The organism is Leptolyngbya sp. AS-A5 (genome assembly GCF_039962495.1).
GTDB lineage: Bacteria > Cyanobacteriota > Cyanobacteriia > Leptolyngbyales > Leptolyngbyaceae > Leptolyngbya.
On the sequence record NZ_JAMPLL010000010.1, the window covers coordinates 21336 to 39020 of the forward strand.

Sequence of the window (17685 nt, forward strand, 5' to 3'; positions counted from 1 at the left end):
ATATGGCTCCGATTTTTGCTGATTCAATTCCCACCGATGCAATTCGATATGACGATCGTGGTTTAGTGCCTGCGATCGTTCAAGATTACCTCGATGGCACCGTGTTAATGATGGCGTGGATGAATCAGGAATCTTTGCAGAAAACGCTTTCTACTGGAGAGACTTGGTTTTGGAGTCGATCGCGCCAAGAGTTCTGGCACAAAGGCGCAACCTCAGGACACACGCAAAAGGTGAAAGCGATTCGATACGACTGTGATAGTGATGCGCTACTCGTCACGGTTGAGCAAATCGGGGATATTGCTTGTCACACCGGAGAGCGAAGCTGTTTTCATCAAGTCGATGGCAAGGTTACACCGCCGCCTGCGGATACGTTGTCGCAAGTGTTTGGGGTGGTGTGCGATCGTCGCGACAATCCAACCGAGGGTTCTTACACCCGCACATTGTTTGCAGGCGGGGATAACAAAATTCTCAAAAAGATCGGAGAAGAAGCGGCAGAAGTCGTGATGGCTTGTAAAGACGATGACAAAGAGGCGATCGCCGGAGAAGCGGCAGATTTATTCTTCCATACGCTGGTGGCGCTGGCCCATCACAATGTCGATCTCAAAGCGGTGTATCGCAAGCTGCAAGAACGACGGTAACGATTGTCATTCGTTAGTCAGAGGTATATCAGTCAGACACGCTCTACAGTTCTGATAGATCATTCTCAGAGTAGGGCGCAATGACACAACAAGCATGGCTTTGGCTCGGTTGTCTCAGTATGACCGCAGGAGCAATCTTTTTCGGATTTGGAGCAGAACGAGCGAAAAACGATCGCTGGCAAATCGTTTATGTGCTGAACTTCTTTATCTGCGCGATCGCAGCAGTGCTATATCTCGCAATGACGCAGCGCCAAGGGTTTAACGTGATCTTCGATCGTCCCACCTTTTGGGTGCGCTATATCACCTGGACGTTCTCGACTCCGTTGACGCTCGTGTTACTGAGCTATTTGGGCAAAACGAAACCGATTATTCTTGCCAGCATGATCGGGGCGGATGTGTTGATGATTGCGACGGGGTTTGTGGCGACGATTTCGCCGAAGCCGATTACAAATCTTTGGTATATCGTCAGTTGTGGTTTTTATTTGGGACTGGCGTATTTATTGTTGAAGCATTATCGTAATCAAGCGATCGACACTTACCCACGATCAAAGTCTGTGTTTAATCGCTTGCTAACAGTACATTTAGTCATTTGGTCGCTGTATCCGGTCGTGTGGATTCTTGCCAGAACCGGAATTAACGTCATTAACAGCACAACTGAGACGGCGTTTTATACCATTCTCGATGTTGCGGCAAAAGTGGGATTTGGATTTTTGGCGCTGAGTTCGTTGCAGAAATTAGAGCAGGCAGATGTGAGACAGGCGGAGTTCGATCGTGTTGAGATGTCGCGTTAGCGTGAGTTCGATAGAGCTTCTCATACCGAATCAATTTATTAATGTGACAGATTCTTCGCCCCCTAAATCCCCCATACTGGGGGACTTTGAGAACCCGAAACAGATTTAGGCTTGAAGTCCCCCACTCGTGGGGGATTTAGGGGGCTTCCAAGATCTGTCGCACTCAAAAATCAATTGGGTATCACGTCGTATTAGCGTCAAGGATGCTCAAGCGGCAGTTCGGGGGCAAGTTGAATTTGCGACTCGAAGAACTGCAAGCAACCTGCCACCCTCATCCCCGAAACAAACTGTCTACTTTGCCGCCACCGTTGCCAGCTTGCGCGGCTTGAAGCGTTTGATCAACGGACGAATGCCGAGCGACAGGAATCCCCAAATCGGTGTGAAGCCGAAGGGTACAGGAGTCGCGACCGCAAAGCGAGAAACGGAGTTATTACCGTGGTTTGCGACTAAGAGATCCCCATTGCTCGCGATCGCCATGCTAGCGGGTTGGTTTAAGCCAGTGAGAGTTTGCAGCAAAGTACCACTGCTACTAAACCGCGTTACGGTACCGCCGCTAAAATTCGAGACCAACACATCGCCACTGCTGTCGATGACGATACCCCAAGGAGTGCTGAAACCGGAGCCAAAGGTGCCCAGGGAGGTGCCAGCGCTGTTAAAGCGACGCACGGTACCGCCGCTAGCATTCGAGACGAACACATCGCCATTGCTGGCAACCGCAATGTCACGAGGAGAGGTGAAACCGGAGGCAAAGGTGCCCAGGGAGGCACCAGCGCTGTTAAAGCGACTCACGGTACCGCTATTGTTTGAGATGAACACATCGCCATTGCTGGCAAACGCGATGCCAGCAGGATTAGTGAAACCGGAGCCAAAGTTGCCCAGGGGGTTGCCAATGCTGTTAAAGCGACTCACGGTATTGCCGTTATAATTCGCGACCAACACATCACCATTGCTGGCAAACGCAACGTCAAGAGGACCGCTGAAACCGGAGCCAAAGTTGCCTAGGAAGGCACCAGCGCTGCTAAAGCGACTCACGGTACTGTTGCCATAATTCGCGACCAACACATCACCATTGCTGGCAACTCCGATGCCATAAGAACGGTTGAAACCTGTTGCAAAAGTGGTGGGTGTGGAAGCGTAGGACAGCGCGATCGCTGATTCTGTTTGCACCGCACCTAGTAGGATTGCGCCCGCGATCGTTCCGATTCCCAGTTTTGCGATCGTCGATTGTCTTTTTGAAGACGGTGCGATCGTTGGGGCTGTTGTTGTATTCATAGACATGATTACTCATCGTAGAGAACTCGCCGCACCTGTTTTGAGCGGCGACCACTGCCATTTAAGCGAGATTTTGCTGCGTGACCTCTGTGAATGTGCTTAGAAATTGCATGAATAAAAGAAAATATATACGGCTTCGGAGCGAGGCGAATCATAGGAGCGATTTCGGGGTGTCTCACCCCCTCGACGATCGCTAACGAATGAAGCTACCTAAGTATTAATCGATTTCAAAAGTATTAAATATGACAACCAATCGAATCAGTGCCACTTTAAGCGCAGAAGACCGCAACACGATCATGAGCGCGATCGACACGATTAAACAAGCGATGCCCTTTCTGGTGCATTTGTCGAAAGAGGAACGCAAGAGCCTGCCAAAAACGGGCGATCGGGGTCGTGGCTTCATGCTCAATTGCTTGGATGCCGCACAGCAACATACGGACTGTTTACCGCGATCGTTCAACGTTGAGGAAATGCAGAAAGATATCCGCTTGGTTGAGGATCTCTATCCTGTGTTGATGGCATTGACTGAACTGCATAGCTTGGTCGATGACACCTATCTTGCTGCCCACAGTGAAGCGTATGTTGCAGCGCTGAAAGTCTATGATGCGGTCAAATCGCATGACGATCAGCCTGGAATGAAGATTGTTGTGAATCAACTAAAGCAACAGTTTGTGCGTCGCAATAAGAAAGAAGCGGCTGAAGCCAGCGCAGAATTGGAGGCGACACCCGCTTAATCTAACGTTAGTTCGACGGATTTTTTCGCTTCGTTGATGCTCAGTCGTGCCCCCTAAATCCCCCACGAGTGGGGGACTTCAAGCCTAAATCTGTTTCGGATTCTCAAAGTCCCCCACTCGTGGGGGATTTAGGGGGCGAACGATCTGTAGCATTAACAGACTGATTTGGTATGAGAGCGTTCCTATCTTCGCGGTAAGAGCGTTTCTTTTTTGAACAGGACACTTGCGATCGTTTACAGCGACCTTGCTCTAAAAAATCAAAACCTTGCTCTAAAAAACCGAAACCTTGCTGTGAAAAATCAAAGCCTTGCTCTAAAAAACCGAAACGTGAGTCTAAAAAACCAAAAGCTTGCTGTGAAAAATCAAAACCTTGCTCTAAAAAACCGAAATCTTGCTCTAAAAGACCGAAACGTGAGTCTAAAAAATCAAAACCTTGCTCTAAAAAACCGAAACCTCGCTCTATGGCTCGAAGTCCCCCACGAGTGGGGGATTTAGGGGGCAAACCACCGAACAACGAAGCGAAAACCCCCCAGATCAAACGCCGATCAAAATCAAACCGCCAAAAATCGCTGCACCACGTCTTTACTCAGTTCTTCAGTCGAACCCGATGCCACAATTCCACCTTTCTGCATCGCATAGTACCAATCTGCTTGGCGCACAAAATGTAAATGCTGCTCCACCAGCAAAACCGAAATCCCAGTCGTTTCGATAATCCGCCGCACAGCCGCCTCGATTTCCAGAATAATCGACGGTTGAATCCCTTCGGTCGGCTCATCCAGCACCAGTAATCGCGGCTGACCCATCAAGGCACGCGCGATCGCGAGTTGTTGCTGTTGTCCGCCGCTCAGATCTCCGCCCATCCGCGACAGCATCGTTTTTAGCACCGGAAACAGTTCAAAAATCTCATCGGGAATCTCAGCCGTTTTATTCCGTTTCGGCAGCGCTTCGAGTCCGAGAATCAGATTCTCTTTCACCGTCAGGCGCGGAATTACTTCTCGCCCTTGTGGAACGTAGCCGATGCCGAGACGAGCGCGCTGATCCGGAGATTTCGCTGTGATGGGTTCCCCGGCCAACACGATCGATCCCGATCGTGGCTTCAGCAATCCCATAATCGACTTCAGCAGCGTCGTTTTACCGACCCCATTTCGCCCGATGAGACAAACCATTTTGCCCGGCTGCACCGTCATATCAACGCCACGAAGAATATGGCTTTCTCCGTAATACACATTCAGATCAGAAACTTGCAGCGTTGGCGCTGTTGTACTGAATTCCATTGGCTCTAGCGTGGTGTTCGTGTAGCTCATAGTGTTCTAAGCAGCGTGATCTTCTTGTTGACCCAGATAAACCTCAATCACTCGCGGATCGTTCTGTACTTCGTCCATTGTGCCTTCACATAAGACACTGCCTTGATGAAGTACCGTCACTCTCCGAGCAATTTGTCTAACGAATTCCATATCGTGCTCAATCACGACGATCGAATGACTTTCAGCCAGCGCTAAAAGCAAATCTCCAACTTTCTCGGTTTCTTCGTCGGTGAGTCCCGCGACCGGTTCATCGACTAAGAGCAATTCCGGTGACTGAGCTACAAGCATTCCAATCTCTAGGCGTTGCTTTTCACCGTGAGAGAGCAATGCGGCTTTGATATCGGCTTTGAGGTCAAGCCCGATCGTCTCCAGCAATCCCGATACAGTGCGCTGTTCTGCAACCGGACGCTTACCGATGATCGCATTCCACAGATTCTTATCACGAGTGCAAGACAGTTCCAAATTCTCGCGGGGCGTGAGATTGAGATAAACACGCGGAGTCTGAAACTTGCGCCCGACACCTAACCGAGCGATCTCATGCTCTTTCAAGCCTTTGGTATTGCGCCCTTTAAAATAAACCGTTCCAACCGTCGGCTGCGTTTTGCCCGTGATTGTATCCAAGAAGGTCGTTTTTCCGGCTCCATTCGGCCCGATCACGACGCGTAACTCGCCACGATCGAGATCAAAGTTGAGATTATTGATCGCCTTAAAGCCATCAAAACTAACCGTCAGATTTTCGATTTGTAAGATTTTCTCGCTCATATTGCACTTCCGGATCTTCTTCTAAGCTGGGATAGGTCATTAATCTGCGCTTGCCCAAGAACCGCGATCGGACTAGCTCTACTCCATCGGTACGCAGCCATCCAATCAGTCCGCCCGGTACCACCGTCACCACGATCAGGAACAATGCACCCTGGAAAAAGAACCAGAACTGCGGAAACTGTTCGCTGAGAATACTTTTCGCGAAGTTGACAATCAATGCGCCCAGAATCGCGCCGACTAAACTTGCACGACCCCCAACCGCAACCCAGATCACCATCTCGATCGAAAACGCAATATCCATAGCTTTCGGTGAAATGATCCCAGACTGCACCGTAAACAATGCCCCCGAAACCCCTGCTAATGCAGCAGAAACCGCAAACACCAGCACCTTAAACACAGTCGGGTTATAGCCAGAAAATCTCAGCCGGGGTTCATCATCTCGAATCGCAACCAGTAGTCTTCCCAGCCTGCCGCTCGTCAGCCACCGACACAGCGCATAAGCCCCAACTAATAGCCAAACGGTTAGGATATAAAACGCCCACTGCAACGGCGGATCGCCAACCGTTTGACCCATAAAGGTTGTCGTATCGGTTTTCAAGCCGTTTGTGCCATTGATGAGCTTTTGCTGACCGTTGAAGAAGTTAAAAAATACAATCAACGCCGCTTGCGTCAGAATCGAGAAATAAACGCCGCGAAGTCGGTTACGAAACACCAAATAACCGAGAACCGCCGCGACGATCGCAGGCAACAACACGATCGCAAATACGGTAAACGGCAGCGAGTAAAACGGCAGCCAAAACGCCGGAAGCTCAGTCACACCATACAGTGTAAAAAAGTCAGGTAACTGTCCAGCCGGAATCTGCAACTGCAAAAACATCGCCAAACTATAGCCACCCAGCGCAAAAAACAAGCCGTGTCCCAAACTGAGAATTCCGGTATAGCCCCAAATCAAATCGATTCCTAAAGCCACGATCGCCAGCGCTAAAAACCGCCCCAACAATCCGACTCGAAACCCTTGCCCAATGCCGACCAGCAAATTCGGCACAATGTAAATGAGCGCGAGCGCGATCACCACGACGAGTCCCGCTTCAATTAAAAACGATCGCTGCTTCCACCAAGGCGCTTCTTTATTCACGTCAACTTCTCCCTAAGCATCCACGGTTCGTCCTTTTTGCGGAAATAGCCCAGCCGGACGGAATTGCAGAAACACAATAATCAATGCAAACACCATCACCTTTGCCATGCTGATCGTCGAGAAAAATTTGAAAAATTCAGACAGTTGCGGAGAGAAGCTAAACATATCGACTAACACATTCGATCCGATGATGTAGTTAGCAGTGCCGATCGCGAGAGCTGCAATAATGCTGCCGACCAGCTTTCCAACGCCACCCACGACCACAATCATGAACGTATCCACAATATAGTTCTGTCCCGTGTTTGGCCCGACTGATCCCAACAAGCTCACCGCACAGCCCGCAACTCCTGCCAGTCCTGATCCCAGCGCAAATGCCAGCGCATCCACTTTCTGAGTCGGAATTCCAAGACAAGCGCTCATACTGCGATTTTGAGTCACCGCCCGAATTCTCAAACCCCAAGACGTTTTGTTCAAGAACCAATACACGCCGAACACAGCCGCGATCGTCAACACAATAATGAAAATTCGCGCATACGATAGCTGTGTTCCCGCGATCGACAATCCCCCCCGCAGCCAACGCGGAGCGGTGACATCGACGTTCTGTGCGCCAAACCAAGGTTTGGTGACGGCTAACCCATAGATTTGTCCGACCGTGTTGCCCGTGACAATTGCGATGGCAGCCGATAGCGGCAGCAGAATTGCGATCGACCAGCCGCGAATCTGCTCATAGTTCGGACGACGTGCCAGAATCCACAATGCGCCAAAAAACAGCACACAGAACATCGCCACCAGCGTGACTAATTGCCAACTCACGCTCCGCACCAACTGTTGCAGAATCAAGCTCACGCCCCAAGTCGCCAGCAATGTTTCAAGCGGTCGCCCATACAAATATCGAATCACGCCCCGTTCTAGAACAATGCCAAACAGCGCCGTAACGATAAACGCCGCAATTAGAGCTACAAAGATGTAGATATCAAACCAAAACCCACCCATTGGTCTGAGGGCATTCTGCACCACAAAGGTTGTGTAAGCACCGAGCATCATCAACTCCCCGTGAGCCATGTTGATCACGCCCATCAGCCCGAAGACGATCGCCAGTCCCAATGCTGCCAACAACAACACCGAGCCGACGCTAACACCACTGAAGATCCCGTTTAAAAGTCCTGACAGCAAAGCTTTCTCCGTGTCTAAATCGTGTTCCCTAAAAGTAGAAAGTAGGGAGCGGGGAAAAAACTGACTTCTCCCCCCACTCCCTACTCCCTACTCCCCACTCATCAAGCGGTCTTAAACTTTCCGCCCTTCGCCGGATCAGACCAGTCGCACGCAAAGCCCTTCGTTTCTGTCACAAACTGGTTCCAAGGCACAGGTTTCACCGCATCCTTAGTTTCGGATACGATCTTGAAGAGTCCGTCTTGTGCAACTTCACCGATCCGCACGAACTTCGACAAGTGGTGGTTTGAGTTCATTGTCACCTTACCTTCCGGTGCATCAAAGGTCTGACCGTAAGCGGCGGCTTTCACTTTTGCAAGATCGTCAGCGGTTCCGGCTTTTTCGACCGCTTGCTTCCACAGGTAAACCATAATGTAAGCCGCTTCCATCGGGTCGTTGACCACGCGATCGCTGCCGTATTTCGCCTTGAATGCTTCGACAAACTTCTTGCTGGCGGGTGTTTCTACGGTTTGGAAGTAGTTCCAAGCGGCGTAATGTCCTTTCAAGTATTCGACCCCGATTGCTTTGACTTCTTCTTCTGCGATACTGACCGACATTGACGGATACTTATCCGGAGTCAAGCCAGAGGCTTGCAGTTCTTTGAAGAAGGCAACGTTGGTGTCACCGTTCAAGCTGTTGTAAATCACGCCACCATTTGGCAGAGCTTGCTTGATCTTGTCGACAACGGGCTTGACATCGGTGTTACCGAGCGGAATGTAGTCTTCGCCTTTGGTGTTGCCACCTAAGGCTGCAAGTTGGGCTTTGATAATCGTGTTCGCCGTGCGCGGAAACACATAATCTGAACCCACCAAGAAGAAATCTTTACCTTTGTTCTTCAGCAGCCATTCTACCGAAGGCTCAATTTGTTGGTTCGGAGCCGCGCCCGTGTAGAACACATTGTTCGAGCATTCTTGTCCTTCGTACTGCACCGGATACCAAAGCAAGTGCTTTTTCGACTCGAACACAGGCAGAACCGCTTTACGGCTGGCAGAAGTCCAGCAGCCAAACACCGTTGCTACTTTGTCTTGATCGATCAATTTCTTCGCTTTTTCAGCAAAGGTAGGCCAATCGGAGTTGCCATCTTCGACGACGGCTTCGATTTGCTTACCTAACACACCGCCCGCTTTGTTGATTTCTTCGATCGCGAGTTGTTCTGCATCGACGACGCTCTTCTCAGAGATCGACATCGTGCCAGATAGCGAGTGCAGAATACCAACTTTGATCGTGTTACCCGATGCAGTCGTATTCGCTGCGGGAGAAGCTGCGGGAGCATTGGCAGACGTTGTTCCCGTTTGAGGCGGAGCGCCACAAGACTTTAACAGAACGCTTCCTGCCGCCGTAGAGCCAAGGATAATAAATTCGCGCCGTCCAAATGATTTTGTCATGTCCAAAGGTGTAGTGAGTTGATCCAAGCTCAGGCGATCGACAACCCCAATCGAGATTGCTTCTGCGGAGGAGCGAGTCGCAGAATCATCGCGGTTTCAAGCTTTAAGTAATAACTCTGAAATACTAGGGCTTGGGTTTTCGGGAAATTGTATACAAGATTACTTTTTAAGGATTGTTTTGTTATTTTTGCTTCAAGTTCATCCCTGCGTAGGTTGATACAAAGTCGATCACCCTATCTAGTCCTACACGAGTTTTGAGATTTGTGAACACAAACGGTTTTTCTCCCCGCATTTGTTTTGCATCTCGCTCCATCACGTCTAAATCTGCGCCCACATAGGGAGCAAGATCGATTTTGTTAATTACAAGCAGATCAGATTTCGTAATTCCAGGCCCCCCTTTGCGGGGGATTTTGTCGCCGCCTGCAACATCAATCACATAAATATTCAAGTCAACTAATTCAGGGCTAAAGGTCGCCGCTAAGTTATCTCCGCCGCTCTCGACAAAAATTAACTCTAAGTTCTCAAATCGCTGCTCAAGCTGGTCGATCGCGGCCAAATTCATCGACGCATCTTCACGGATTGCCGTGTGTGGACAGCCCCCAGTTTCGACTCCGAGAATGCGATCGGGAGTCAGTGCTTGTGATCGCACTAAGAACTTGGCATCTTCTTGGGTGTAAATATCATTGGTGACAACCGCGATTTGGGCGCGATCGCGCATTGCTTTACAGAGTGCATCAACGAGTGCGGTTTTACCAGAACCCACAGGTCCCGCAATTCCAACGCGAAAGGCAGTAGAAACCAGAGTGTGTGTCATGAGAGTTTCTTAAAATTTTGCTGATCTTAATGACTTATCACGATCGCTTTGGATTACGGTGAAAGAAACTCTTAAGTTAGCGCTATGAGCAATGCACTCACAATCGACTTTGCAAGAGAAGGAGAGGCAGGCTATCGGCGAATTTTTGCGCGATCGCCTCAACTGACAAGTCTTGCAGCAGGGTGGGATGGAATTTGCTTTGGCTATGACTATATGCCGCCCGGAGAAACGACTGAAGTTTTTTCTTTGCAGCATACGTTAGCAATTTTTACGCATACCAATCAGTCACAGATTGCAGAGCGATCGATTGATGGCAAGTTTCATCGGGAACAGGTCGCGAACGGCAATATGGTATTGGTTCCCGCCCGGATCGGTTGTCGAAGCCGCTGGTTTGACTGGGGTGGCGTGATGTTCTTTGGATTTGATTCGATTAAGCTTGCTCAAGCTGTTGATGAGGCGACTGATCAAACTGAACTATTACCGCAATTCGCGTTGAATGATCCGCTGGTCTATCACATTGGACTCTCCCTAAAAACGGTTCTAGAGCGTGATGGCACCGCAAGTCGCCTATATGCTGAATCACTATCAAATGCGCTCATCGTTCATCTCCTACAGCATTATTCGGCACAACGACCTTCAATTCGAGACTATACAAACGGATTATCTCAATCCCGTTTACGTTGCGTTGTCGATTATATCCAGGCTCATTTAGATCAAGATTTGAGCTTGGGTGAACTGGCTGCGATCGCAAAAATGAGTCCGCGCTATTTCTTACAGTTGTTCAAACAATCGACTGGCGTGACACCGCATCAGTTCGTGATTCGGGCGCGAGTGGCGCGGGCAAAGGAATTGCTCATTGCAGGAAGATTACCGATCGCAGAAGTTGCAAAGCAGGTCGGATTTGTGGATCAAAGTCACTTGCATCGGCACTGTAAAAAGCTATTGGGTATCACACCAAAAATGATTCAAAACTCATAGGAAGAATTTACAAAAAGCGGAAGAATCTACAAGACGATCGCACCCTCAATTTTTGATAGTCAGAATAAACATCAGGAGTTCAACTTATGGGCTGGATCGAAACCAAAACAGAACCGATGGTGATCAATATGGGACCTCACCATCCAGCAATGCACGGTTGTTTTCGGATCATTGTCACGTTAGATGGGGAAGATGTGGTCGATTGTGAACCTGTGATTGGCTATCTGCATCGCGGCATGGAGAAGATCGCTGAAAACCGCACCACGACGATGTTTATTCCCTATACGAGCCGATGGGACTATTACGGTGGAATGTTTAACGAAGCTGTCACCGTGAATGCAGTTGAGAAGCTCGCGCAGATCGAAGTTCCGAAACGTGCCCGCTACATTCGGATGATCATGCTGGAACTCACTCGCATTGTGAATCATTTACTGTGGTTAGGCCCATTTGTCGGCGATGTCGGGACACAAGCATTATTTTTTCCGACGCTGCGCGATCGTGAACTCATCCTCGATTTGTTTGAAGCCGTCACAGGCTATCGCATGATCAATCACAACTATTTCCGTGTGGGAGGCGTTGCAGCAGATTTACCCTACGGTTGGGTTGATAAATGTACGGACTTTTGCGACTATCTACCGCCAACTCTGGATGAGTACGAACGATTGATGACGGATAATCCAATCTTCCGACGACGCACAGAGGGCGTTGGTATCCTCACACGCGAAACCGCAATCAATTGGGGCGTGACAGGACCAATGTTACGGGCTTCGGGTGTGAAATGGGACTTACGCAAAGTTGACCACTATGAATGCTATGACGAATTAGATTGGGAGATTCAGTGGGAAACGGCAGGCGATTGTTTTGCTAGATACGCGGTGCGAATCCGAGAAATGCGAGAGTCGATCAAAATCATCAAGCAAGCTCTAAAGGCGCTACCAGGTGGAGCTTACGAAAACCTAGAAGTAAAACGAATCGAATCCGGAGCAAAATCCGAGTGGAATAGGTTCGACTATCAATTTATTGCCAAAAAAATCGCGCCAACCTTCAAAATCCCCAAAGGCGAACACTATGTTCGAGTAGAGTCGGGGCGAGGTGAACTGGGAATATTTATCATTGGCGATGACAATGTGTTTCCGTGGCGTTGGAAAATTCGCCCCGGAGATTACAACAACCTGCAATTGCTGCCTCAGTTAATTCAAGGCTGTAAAGTTGCTGATATTTTTGTGATTTTGGCGAGCATCGATTTGGTTATGGGATCGGTCGATCGTTAAATCCATCAAGCAAATCTGCCCAAAAAAAGACGATCGCGGTTTGAGAACTGCGATCGTCTTTGCTATCAATACGCTTTAAACGACTTCAACTTCAACCTGTGGCTGTTGTTGCTGCGGCTGGAATTGGAACAGCGAGTAGACCACATCTCGACGAATATTGATCATCATCTCCAAGAACAACTCATAGCCTTCGCTCTTATACTCAATCAGCGGATCTTTCTGTCCGTAACCCCGCAAGCCAACAGACTCCCGCAAGCCATCCATTGACTGCAGGTGTTCACGCCACAGGGTATCAATCCGATTGAGAATAAAGAATCGTTCTGCCTGACGCATTAATCCCGGCTGCACAGAATCGACTTCCGCTTCCTTCAGGTCATAAGCAATTCGAGCCTGCTCGTGTAAGAACGCTTTCAGCTCACCCAGGCTCATGTCTTCAAGATCTTTGGGTTCGAGATCGCTCAGCAGATAAACAAACTCTTTCACTTTGCTCAAGAGCTTGTCGAGTTCCCACTCTTCTGACGGCAGTTCGGGATTGATATACGCTTCCACAATGTCATCCATCGTGCGTTCTGCGTATTCAATCACTTTCTCTTTGAGATCTTGTCCTTCTAGCACTCGACGACGTTCAGCGTAGATGGCTCGACGCTGATTATTCATCACTTCGTCGTATTCAAACACCTGCTTCCGGATGTCGTAGTAGTAGGTTTCCACCTTCTTCTGAGCGCCTTCGAGGGATCGCGTCAGCATCTTCGACTCGATCGGCATATCTTCCTCGACGCGGAACATATTCATCATGTTCGCAACCCGATCGCCCCCGAAAATCCGCAGCAAGTTATCTTGCAAACTGAGGAAGAACTTGGTTGATCCAGGGTCGCCCTGCCGTCCGGCCCGTCCCCGCAGTTGGTTATCGATCCGCCGCGATTCGTGGCGCTCTGTTCCAATGACGTGCAGTCCACCGAGTTTCACAACTTCTTCGTGTTCGCGATCGGTGTAAGCATCATATTCCACACGAATCCGCTTATACACTTCCCGCAAGCTTTGAATGACTGGATCGTTCGTGGGGGCTTTTTCGGCTGCGGTCGCGATTTTGTCTTCGGCTTCCAGTTCTGGCAGACTGCGTTCCCCGTATTGCTGCACCGCAAAGTGAACCGCATCTTTCAATGCCTGCTCCGTTTCCTGGGAAAGTTCGGTCGGGTAAATATCAGACTTGGCTTTCCAGGTTTTGATCTTGCGTCCGGGTTCAAAGCCTTGTCCGCCGCCTCGCGAATCGCCAAAGCCCATCCCCGAAAAATCATCGTCGTCTTCTGGCTCGACAATTCGCGGCATGAAGTATTCGCGGATTTTCAGACGCGCCATGTAATCGGAATTACCGCCCAAGATGATGTCGGTTCCGCGTCCTGCCATGTTGGTGGCGATCGTCACTTTGCCTGTCCGACCTGCTTGAGCGATGATTTCAGATTCCCGCTCTACGTTCTCTGGTTTTGCGTTCAGCAAGTTGTGAGGAACGTTCAATTCTTGCAGCAGTTGAGACAGTAGTTCAGACTTCTCAACACTGGTGGTTCCAACCAGGACTGGGCGACCGGTGCGATGCATTTCCTCGCATTCAAGCGCGATCGCGCTCCATTTTCCGGTGATGCCTAACACAAACAGTCCGTTTTCACCTTCAGGAACCGCTTGACGAATCATCCGATAAACTTCGTAACTGTTGGTCACGGTAATCATGCTGGGATGTTTCGCTTGCCGCACGATTTCTCTCGCTTGATCACTGCTTTGAGGTAGACCCGGACAGAGATTATGGGCAAGTCCTTGTTCATCAAGCAATTGAGACAGATTACTCAATGCTTCTAGGTTCATCGCCCAAACGAGAACGGGACGGCCTTGAGCCGATTTTTCTGCACACTCCCGCGCAAATACTTTCAGGTCGCCTGCTTCGGTCTTGTAAACCACATCCGACAAATCGATCCGGCGGCGCGGTTGGTTAGTTGGAACCAGCGTGACTTCGAGCTTGTAGATTTTTTCAAGTTCCGCTTCCTCGGTCTTCGCGGTTCCGGTCATCCCTGCAAGCTTCGGATAAAGCAAGAAGAAGTTTTGATAAGTGATTGTCGCTAAGGTCTGAGTTTCGTTTTGGATCTCGACTCCTTCTTTGGCTTCGATCGCTTGGTGCAGTCCATCACTCCACCGCCGACCCGGCATGACTCGTCCGGTAAATTCATCTACAATCACGATTTCGCCGTTTCTCACGATGTAATTCACATCATTGATAAACAGTTCTTTGGCTTTGATTGCGTTGAAAACATAGTGCGCCCAAGGATCATTCGGGTCGAATAAGTCGGAAACACCCAGATTTTGTTCTGCGGCGATAAACCCTTCGTCGGTGAGCAGAATATTACGCTGCTTCTCATCGACTTCGTAATGATCATCGCGTTTAAGCGATCGTGCCACTGCTGCCGCCTGCATATATTTCTCAGTCGGGCGCTCAACTTGACCCGAAATAATCAACGGAGTCCGGGCTTCATCGATCAGCACCGAATCCACTTCGTCGATGACGCAGTAGTTAAACGGACGCTGCACGACTTCTTCCATCGCAGTCGCCATGTTATCGCGCAGGTAGTCGAATCCTAATTCGCTGTTGGTGGCGTAAGTGATGTCGCAAGCGTAGTTTTTCTGACGCTCGATCGGACTCATGTTCTGCTGAATTAGCCCCACGCTCAAGCCCAAAAAGCGGTGAACTTGTCCCATCCATTCCGCGTCGCGCTTTGCCAGGTAATCGTTCACCGTGACGACGTGAACACCTTTTCCAGACAGCGCATTGAGATAAGCAGGCAGCGTCGAAACTAGGGTTTTTCCTTCCCCGGTTTTCATTTCAGCGATTTGTCCATCGTGCAGCACCATACCGCCGATTAGCTGCACATCGAAGTGCCGCATTCCCAAGACCCGCTTGCCCGCTTCACGCACAACCGCAAACGCTTCCGGCAGAATGTCATCGAGAATTTGCTTTTCTTCGTCTCTATTCTTTGCCTTGGCGAGTCGCTCTCTGAATTCAGTGGTCTTGGCTCTCAATGCGTCATCTGAGAGCGGCTCAATCTCTTCTTCTAAAAGATTGACTTCATTGACCAGGGGTTTGTATTTCTTGAGCTTGCGTTGATTGGGGTCGCCCAGGAGAGATTTAAGCATGACAGGGGAAAATCAGAGCTTCTGAATGTGGGTGTGGGGGTGCGATCGACCAAAACGTGCAGAGTTGCACATTTATTCCGATCCCGATAAAGGTATTCCAATCCTATCACTCAGATCGAAACCTGAACGGGCAATGGCATCGGGGGAAAACCGTAATTCGCGAGTGGTGAGAGGATCTTTAGGTAAAAGTGGCAACCTCTACAGGACGTTCTACGCTCAACGCTTTGCGATCGCGCTTAATCCGGTCAACTTGATGTAACGTCGCAGCTGTTGTCCTTGAAGCTTCTGTGCTACTTTGCTTATCGCTCAGAGTAGCGCACCTCAAATTTAAGGTGCGTTTTCCCAATCTGGGGTGAGTTTACGGAAGTTGTACTGATTCGTTCCGGGGTGGCAGGTGGCGCAGCTAGAGAGGGAAATCGATCGCGAAATCTCAACTTTCGGATGCAGAAGCTTAAATGGTTTCGATTCGCCAAAACGGTAAGGAATGCGCTCGTCTTCGAGGGCTTGGCGAGAGAAGGTTCTGAGGTAAGTCCAGACGAGCGATCGTTCCGGCTCAACCAGTGGAGTCAGGGTTGCGCCATAGTGCTGCGAGTCTCGGAGCAATTCGCGCCAGGTTTGGGTTGGGAAAGCGGCGGGAGGAATGCCAATATGACAAGTCGCGCAGTTTTGGAGATACGTTTGCTGTGCAAGCTGGAGATTGCCTGAAACGACATCAACGGTTCCGATTTCGGCCGATTGAGGTTTTTCTACAGCTTGAGCCAGTCCCCAGCCTAAAATTAGGCTCCAGATCAGCAAAATCAGGATGAGAATGACCGGAGAACGCCTACGAATCCGACGCGGTTTAGACTGAGATGAGTTTGGCATACGGTGATTCTGACGTGAATCCGGGTGAGTTTGTTTTTCTGCTGTAGAGACATCGACTTATGCTGGACTTAATTTGTTTCGGAATCTAACATCAGTGCGATGTGATCTCTAAGCAATTCATAGAATAATCGAGAAGATTTCTGCGGTCAAAGTGCGAGCGGCATGAGAATCGTCAGAAATCCCTGTTCGATCACACACAACCTCACCTTCAACTTCAGGAATTTTCACGATGGATTGCAGTCACGTTCAGTTTTGCGATCGCAAAAGTCAGGTCGATCTGGTTCAGCTTCAGGCTTTGTTTCAAGTTGCGGCATTTTGGGCGGGCGATCGCAAGCTCGAAGATTTAGCGATCGCGATTAAAAATAGTGATCCGGTGATTTCGGCGTGGGATCACGATCGTCTGATTGGGTTTGCGAGAGCGACTTCGGATGGAGTTTACCGCGCTACAATTTGGGATGTCGTCGTGCATCCGGATTATCAGGGAGCAGGTCTCGGACGCAAGTTAGTGCAAACTGTATTGAGTCACCCGCACGTATCAAAGGTCGAGCGACTGTATTTGATGACGACGAATCAGCAAGAGTTTTATAAGCGGATCGGATTTGAGATCAATCAGACAACCACAATGGTGTATTTCAATCAGCCATTAGTGTTGCCGACTCCTGCACCTGAAGTCGAATGTGATATCGGCAGGTAAAGCGAAGCCCCCAGCGTTCTAGCAACACTGGGGGCGAATATTCACAAATTAGAAGTTAGTTTGCAACACCTGCGGGGAACTTCACTTCGTTCGGGGTTACGTTGTCGGATTCAACGCGCTTGCCTTGAATGAACGATCGCAGCATCCATGCCATTTCTTCATGCTGTTCCATCATTCCGGTAAGGAAGTCAGCCGTTCCTTCATCGTGGAACTCTTCAGAACAACGATCGATGTGTTCGCGCAAGTTGCGGATAATTGTCTCGTGATCGTCAACCAAGTTTTCGACCATCGTTGAGGCAGGAGGAACTTCACCCGTATGTTCTTGAAGTGAGCCGTATTGGATGAAGCCAGCCGCTGTTCCAACGGGGTATTCGCCCAATTGACGAATGCGCTCAGCAAGTTGGTCGATCGCTTCGTTTAGGATGGTGTACTGCTCTTCCCAGATTTGATGCAGGGAGCGGAATTCAGGGCCTGTGACATCCCAATGATATTTCTTTGTTTTAATCAAAAGCAAGTTTTCATCTGCCAGGTCGCGGTTCAGCATTTCGCATACGCCTTGGCGTTGTTCGTCAGTTAAGCCGATGTTAATTTTACGCATGACAATCACTTTTTACCTTATCGGGTTTCTTCTGCTAGTTCACCAAATTTCTGTTATGGGGG

General features: G+C 49.5%; 18 protein-coding genes and 2 pseudogenes. 7 read left to right on the forward strand and 13 right to left on the reverse strand.

Going from position 1 to position 17685, the window contains the following annotated elements; translation table 11 throughout:
- The first annotated feature begins 2 nt into the window (after positions 1-2).
- The gene (gene hisIE, locus NC980_RS13540) at positions 3-638 is read left to right on the forward strand and encodes a bifunctional phosphoribosyl-AMP cyclohydrolase/phosphoribosyl-ATP diphosphatase HisIE (protein WP_190376595.1); all 636 of its coding nucleotides are present in this window, start codon (positions 3-5) and stop codon (positions 636-638) included.
- Between the two features lie 80 nt (positions 639-718).
- Positions 719-1429 carry a microbial rhodopsin family protein gene (locus NC980_RS13545; RefSeq protein WP_190376596.1) on the forward strand — a complete coding sequence of 237 codons (711 nt, stop codon included), beginning with the start codon at positions 719-721 and terminating at the stop codon, positions 1427-1429.
- A 291-nt stretch (positions 1430-1720) separates the two neighbouring features.
- Here NC980_RS13545 and NC980_RS13550 read toward each other — a convergent pair whose 3' ends face one another.
- Both NC980_RS13550 and NC980_RS13555 read right to left on the reverse strand, forming a co-directional pair.
- Positions 1721-2701, reverse strand: coding sequence for an NHL repeat-containing protein (locus tag NC980_RS13550; protein WP_190376597.1), 981 nt, complete (start codon positions 2699-2701; stop codon positions 1721-1723).
- Between the two features lie 8 nt (positions 2702-2709).
- Entirely contained in the window at positions 2710-2856 is a 147-nt protein-coding gene (locus NC980_RS13555; RefSeq protein ID WP_190376598.1) for a hypothetical protein, read from the reverse strand.
- A gap of 87 nt (positions 2857-2943) precedes the next feature.
- Here NC980_RS13555 and NC980_RS13560 point away from each other — a divergent pair, with 87 nt between their 5' ends.
- Positions 2944-3435 (forward strand): hypothetical protein, encoded by a 492-nt coding sequence (locus NC980_RS13560; protein WP_190376599.1) that lies wholly within the window; start codon positions 2944-2946, stop codon positions 3433-3435.
- A 103-nt stretch (positions 3436-3538) separates the two neighbouring features.
- On the opposite strand, the gene NC980_RS13565 is transcribed toward NC980_RS13560, so the two are convergent.
- The 7 genes from NC980_RS13565 to ureG all read right to left on the reverse strand — a co-directional run bounded on the left by NC980_RS13565 (position 3539) and on the right by ureG (position 10044).
- Positions 3539-3949, reverse strand: a complete 411-nt coding sequence (locus tag NC980_RS13565; RefSeq protein ID WP_348253934.1) for a hypothetical protein — start codon at positions 3947-3949, stop codon at positions 3539-3541.
- 37 nt (positions 3950-3986) lie between these two features.
- A complete protein-coding gene (gene urtE, locus NC980_RS13570; protein ID WP_190376601.1) occupies positions 3987-4739 on the reverse strand; it encodes an urea ABC transporter ATP-binding subunit UrtE in 753 nt (250 codons plus the stop codon).
- A gap of 6 nt (positions 4740-4745) precedes the next feature.
- A complete protein-coding gene (gene urtD / locus NC980_RS13575) occupies positions 4746-5501 on the reverse strand; it encodes an urea ABC transporter ATP-binding protein UrtD (protein WP_190376602.1) in 756 nt (251 codons plus the stop codon).
- Positions 5461-6636: an urea ABC transporter permease subunit UrtC gene (gene urtC / locus NC980_RS13580; RefSeq protein WP_190376603.1), complete on the reverse strand. Its 1176-nt coding sequence runs from the start codon at positions 6634-6636 to the stop codon at positions 5461-5463. Before urtC ends, urtD begins: the two co-directional genes overlap by 41 nt.
- A 12-nt stretch (positions 6637-6648) precedes the next feature.
- On the reverse strand, positions 6649-7809 hold the full coding sequence (locus NC980_RS13585; protein ID WP_190376604.1) for a branched-chain amino acid ABC transporter permease: 1161 nt from the start codon (positions 7807-7809) through the stop codon (positions 6649-6651).
- A 101-nt stretch (positions 7810-7910) separates the two neighbouring features.
- Positions 7911-9230, reverse strand: a complete 1320-nt coding sequence (urtA, locus tag NC980_RS13590) for an urea ABC transporter substrate-binding protein (RefSeq protein WP_190376605.1) — start codon at positions 9228-9230, stop codon at positions 7911-7913.
- A 181-nt stretch (positions 9231-9411) separates the two neighbouring features.
- On the reverse strand, positions 9412-10044 hold the full coding sequence (gene ureG, locus NC980_RS13595; protein WP_190376606.1) for an urease accessory protein UreG: 633 nt from the start codon (positions 10042-10044) through the stop codon (positions 9412-9414).
- 84 nt (positions 10045-10128) lie between these two features.
- Here ureG and NC980_RS13600 point away from each other — a divergent pair, with 84 nt between their 5' ends.
- Together NC980_RS13600 and NC980_RS13605 are read left to right on the forward strand one after the other, a co-directional pair.
- Positions 10129-11022 carry an AraC family transcriptional regulator gene (locus tag NC980_RS13600; RefSeq protein WP_190376607.1) on the forward strand — a complete coding sequence of 298 codons (894 nt, stop codon included), beginning with the start codon at positions 10129-10131 and terminating at the stop codon, positions 11020-11022.
- Positions 11023-11108: 86 nt separating this feature from the next.
- Positions 11109-12293 (forward strand): NAD(P)H-quinone oxidoreductase subunit H, encoded by a 1185-nt coding sequence (locus NC980_RS13605; RefSeq protein WP_190376608.1) that lies wholly within the window; start codon positions 11109-11111, stop codon positions 12291-12293.
- A gap of 75 nt (positions 12294-12368) precedes the next feature.
- On the opposite strand, the pseudogene secA reads toward NC980_RS13605, so the two are convergent.
- Both secA and NC980_RS13615 read right to left on the reverse strand, forming a co-directional pair.
- Positions 12369-13922 (reverse strand): annotated as a pseudogene (gene secA, locus NC980_RS13610) (preprotein translocase subunit SecA); the annotation flags it as partial.
- 81 nt (positions 13923-14003) lie between these two features.
- Positions 14004-15467 (reverse strand): annotated as a pseudogene (locus NC980_RS13615) (DEAD/DEAH box helicase); the annotation flags it as partial.
- Positions 15468-15492: 25 nt separating this feature from the next.
- Here NC980_RS13615 and NC980_RS13620 point away from each other — a divergent pair.
- Positions 15493-15726 (forward strand): hypothetical protein, encoded by a 234-nt coding sequence (locus NC980_RS13620; protein WP_190376610.1) that lies wholly within the window; start codon positions 15493-15495, stop codon positions 15724-15726.
- A 68-nt stretch (positions 15727-15794) separates the two neighbouring features.
- Here the strand turns inward: NC980_RS13620 and NC980_RS13625 are convergent, their stop codons facing one another.
- Positions 15795-16331 (reverse strand): diheme cytochrome C, encoded by a 537-nt coding sequence (locus NC980_RS13625; RefSeq protein ID WP_190376611.1) that lies wholly within the window; start codon positions 16329-16331, stop codon positions 15795-15797.
- A gap of 229 nt (positions 16332-16560) precedes the next feature.
- Between NC980_RS13625 and NC980_RS13630 the strand changes: the two genes are divergently transcribed.
- Positions 16561-17025, forward strand: a complete 465-nt coding sequence (locus NC980_RS13630) for a GNAT family N-acetyltransferase (RefSeq protein ID WP_190376612.1) — start codon at positions 16561-16563, stop codon at positions 17023-17025.
- A 55-nt stretch (positions 17026-17080) separates the two neighbouring features.
- On the opposite strand, the gene NC980_RS13635 is transcribed toward NC980_RS13630, so the two are convergent.
- On the reverse strand, positions 17081-17623 hold the full coding sequence (locus NC980_RS13635) for a Dps family protein (protein ID WP_190376613.1): 543 nt from the start codon (positions 17621-17623) through the stop codon (positions 17081-17083).
- Positions 17624-17685 lie beyond the last annotated feature (62 nt).

Excerpts from the sequence above, each read along its gene's own strand:
- hisIE (WP_190376595.1), top strand. The coding sequence starts at position 3 with ATGGCTCCGATTTTTGCTGATTCAATTCCCACCGATGCAATTCGATAT.
- NC980_RS13545 (WP_190376596.1), top strand. The coding sequence starts at position 719 with ATGACACAACAAGCATGGCTTTGGCTCGGTTGTCTCAGTATGACCGCA.
- NC980_RS13550 (WP_190376597.1), bottom strand. The coding sequence starts at position 2,701 with ATGAATACAACAACAGCCCCAACGATCGCACCGTCTTCAAAAAGACAA.
- NC980_RS13555 (WP_190376598.1), bottom strand. The coding sequence starts at position 2,856 with ATGATTCGCCTCGCTCCGAAGCCGTATATATTTTCTTTTATTCATGCA.
- NC980_RS13560 (WP_190376599.1), top strand. The coding sequence starts at position 2,944 with ATGACAACCAATCGAATCAGTGCCACTTTAAGCGCAGAAGACCGCAAC.
- urtE (WP_190376601.1), bottom strand. The coding sequence starts at position 4,739 with ATGAGCTACACGAACACCACGCTAGAGCCAATGGAATTCAGTACAACA.
- urtD (WP_190376602.1), bottom strand. The coding sequence starts at position 5,501 with ATGAGCGAGAAAATCTTACAAATCGAAAATCTGACGGTTAGTTTTGAT.
- urtA (WP_190376605.1), bottom strand. The coding sequence starts at position 9,230 with ATGACAAAATCATTTGGACGGCGCGAATTTATTATCCTTGGCTCTACG.
- ureG (WP_190376606.1), bottom strand. The coding sequence starts at position 10,044 with ATGACACACACTCTGGTTTCTACTGCCTTTCGCGTTGGAATTGCGGGA.
- NC980_RS13600 (WP_190376607.1), top strand. The coding sequence starts at position 10,129 with ATGAGCAATGCACTCACAATCGACTTTGCAAGAGAAGGAGAGGCAGGC.
- NC980_RS13605 (WP_190376608.1), top strand. The coding sequence starts at position 11,109 with ATGGGCTGGATCGAAACCAAAACAGAACCGATGGTGATCAATATGGGA.
- NC980_RS13620 (WP_190376610.1), top strand. The coding sequence starts at position 15,493 with ATGTGGGTGTGGGGGTGCGATCGACCAAAACGTGCAGAGTTGCACATT.
- NC980_RS13625 (WP_190376611.1), bottom strand. The coding sequence starts at position 16,331 with ATGCCAAACTCATCTCAGTCTAAACCGCGTCGGATTCGTAGGCGTTCT.
- NC980_RS13630 (WP_190376612.1), top strand. The coding sequence starts at position 16,561 with ATGGATTGCAGTCACGTTCAGTTTTGCGATCGCAAAAGTCAGGTCGAT.
- NC980_RS13635 (WP_190376613.1), bottom strand. The coding sequence starts at position 17,623 with ATGCGTAAAATTAACATCGGCTTAACTGACGAACAACGCCAAGGCGTA.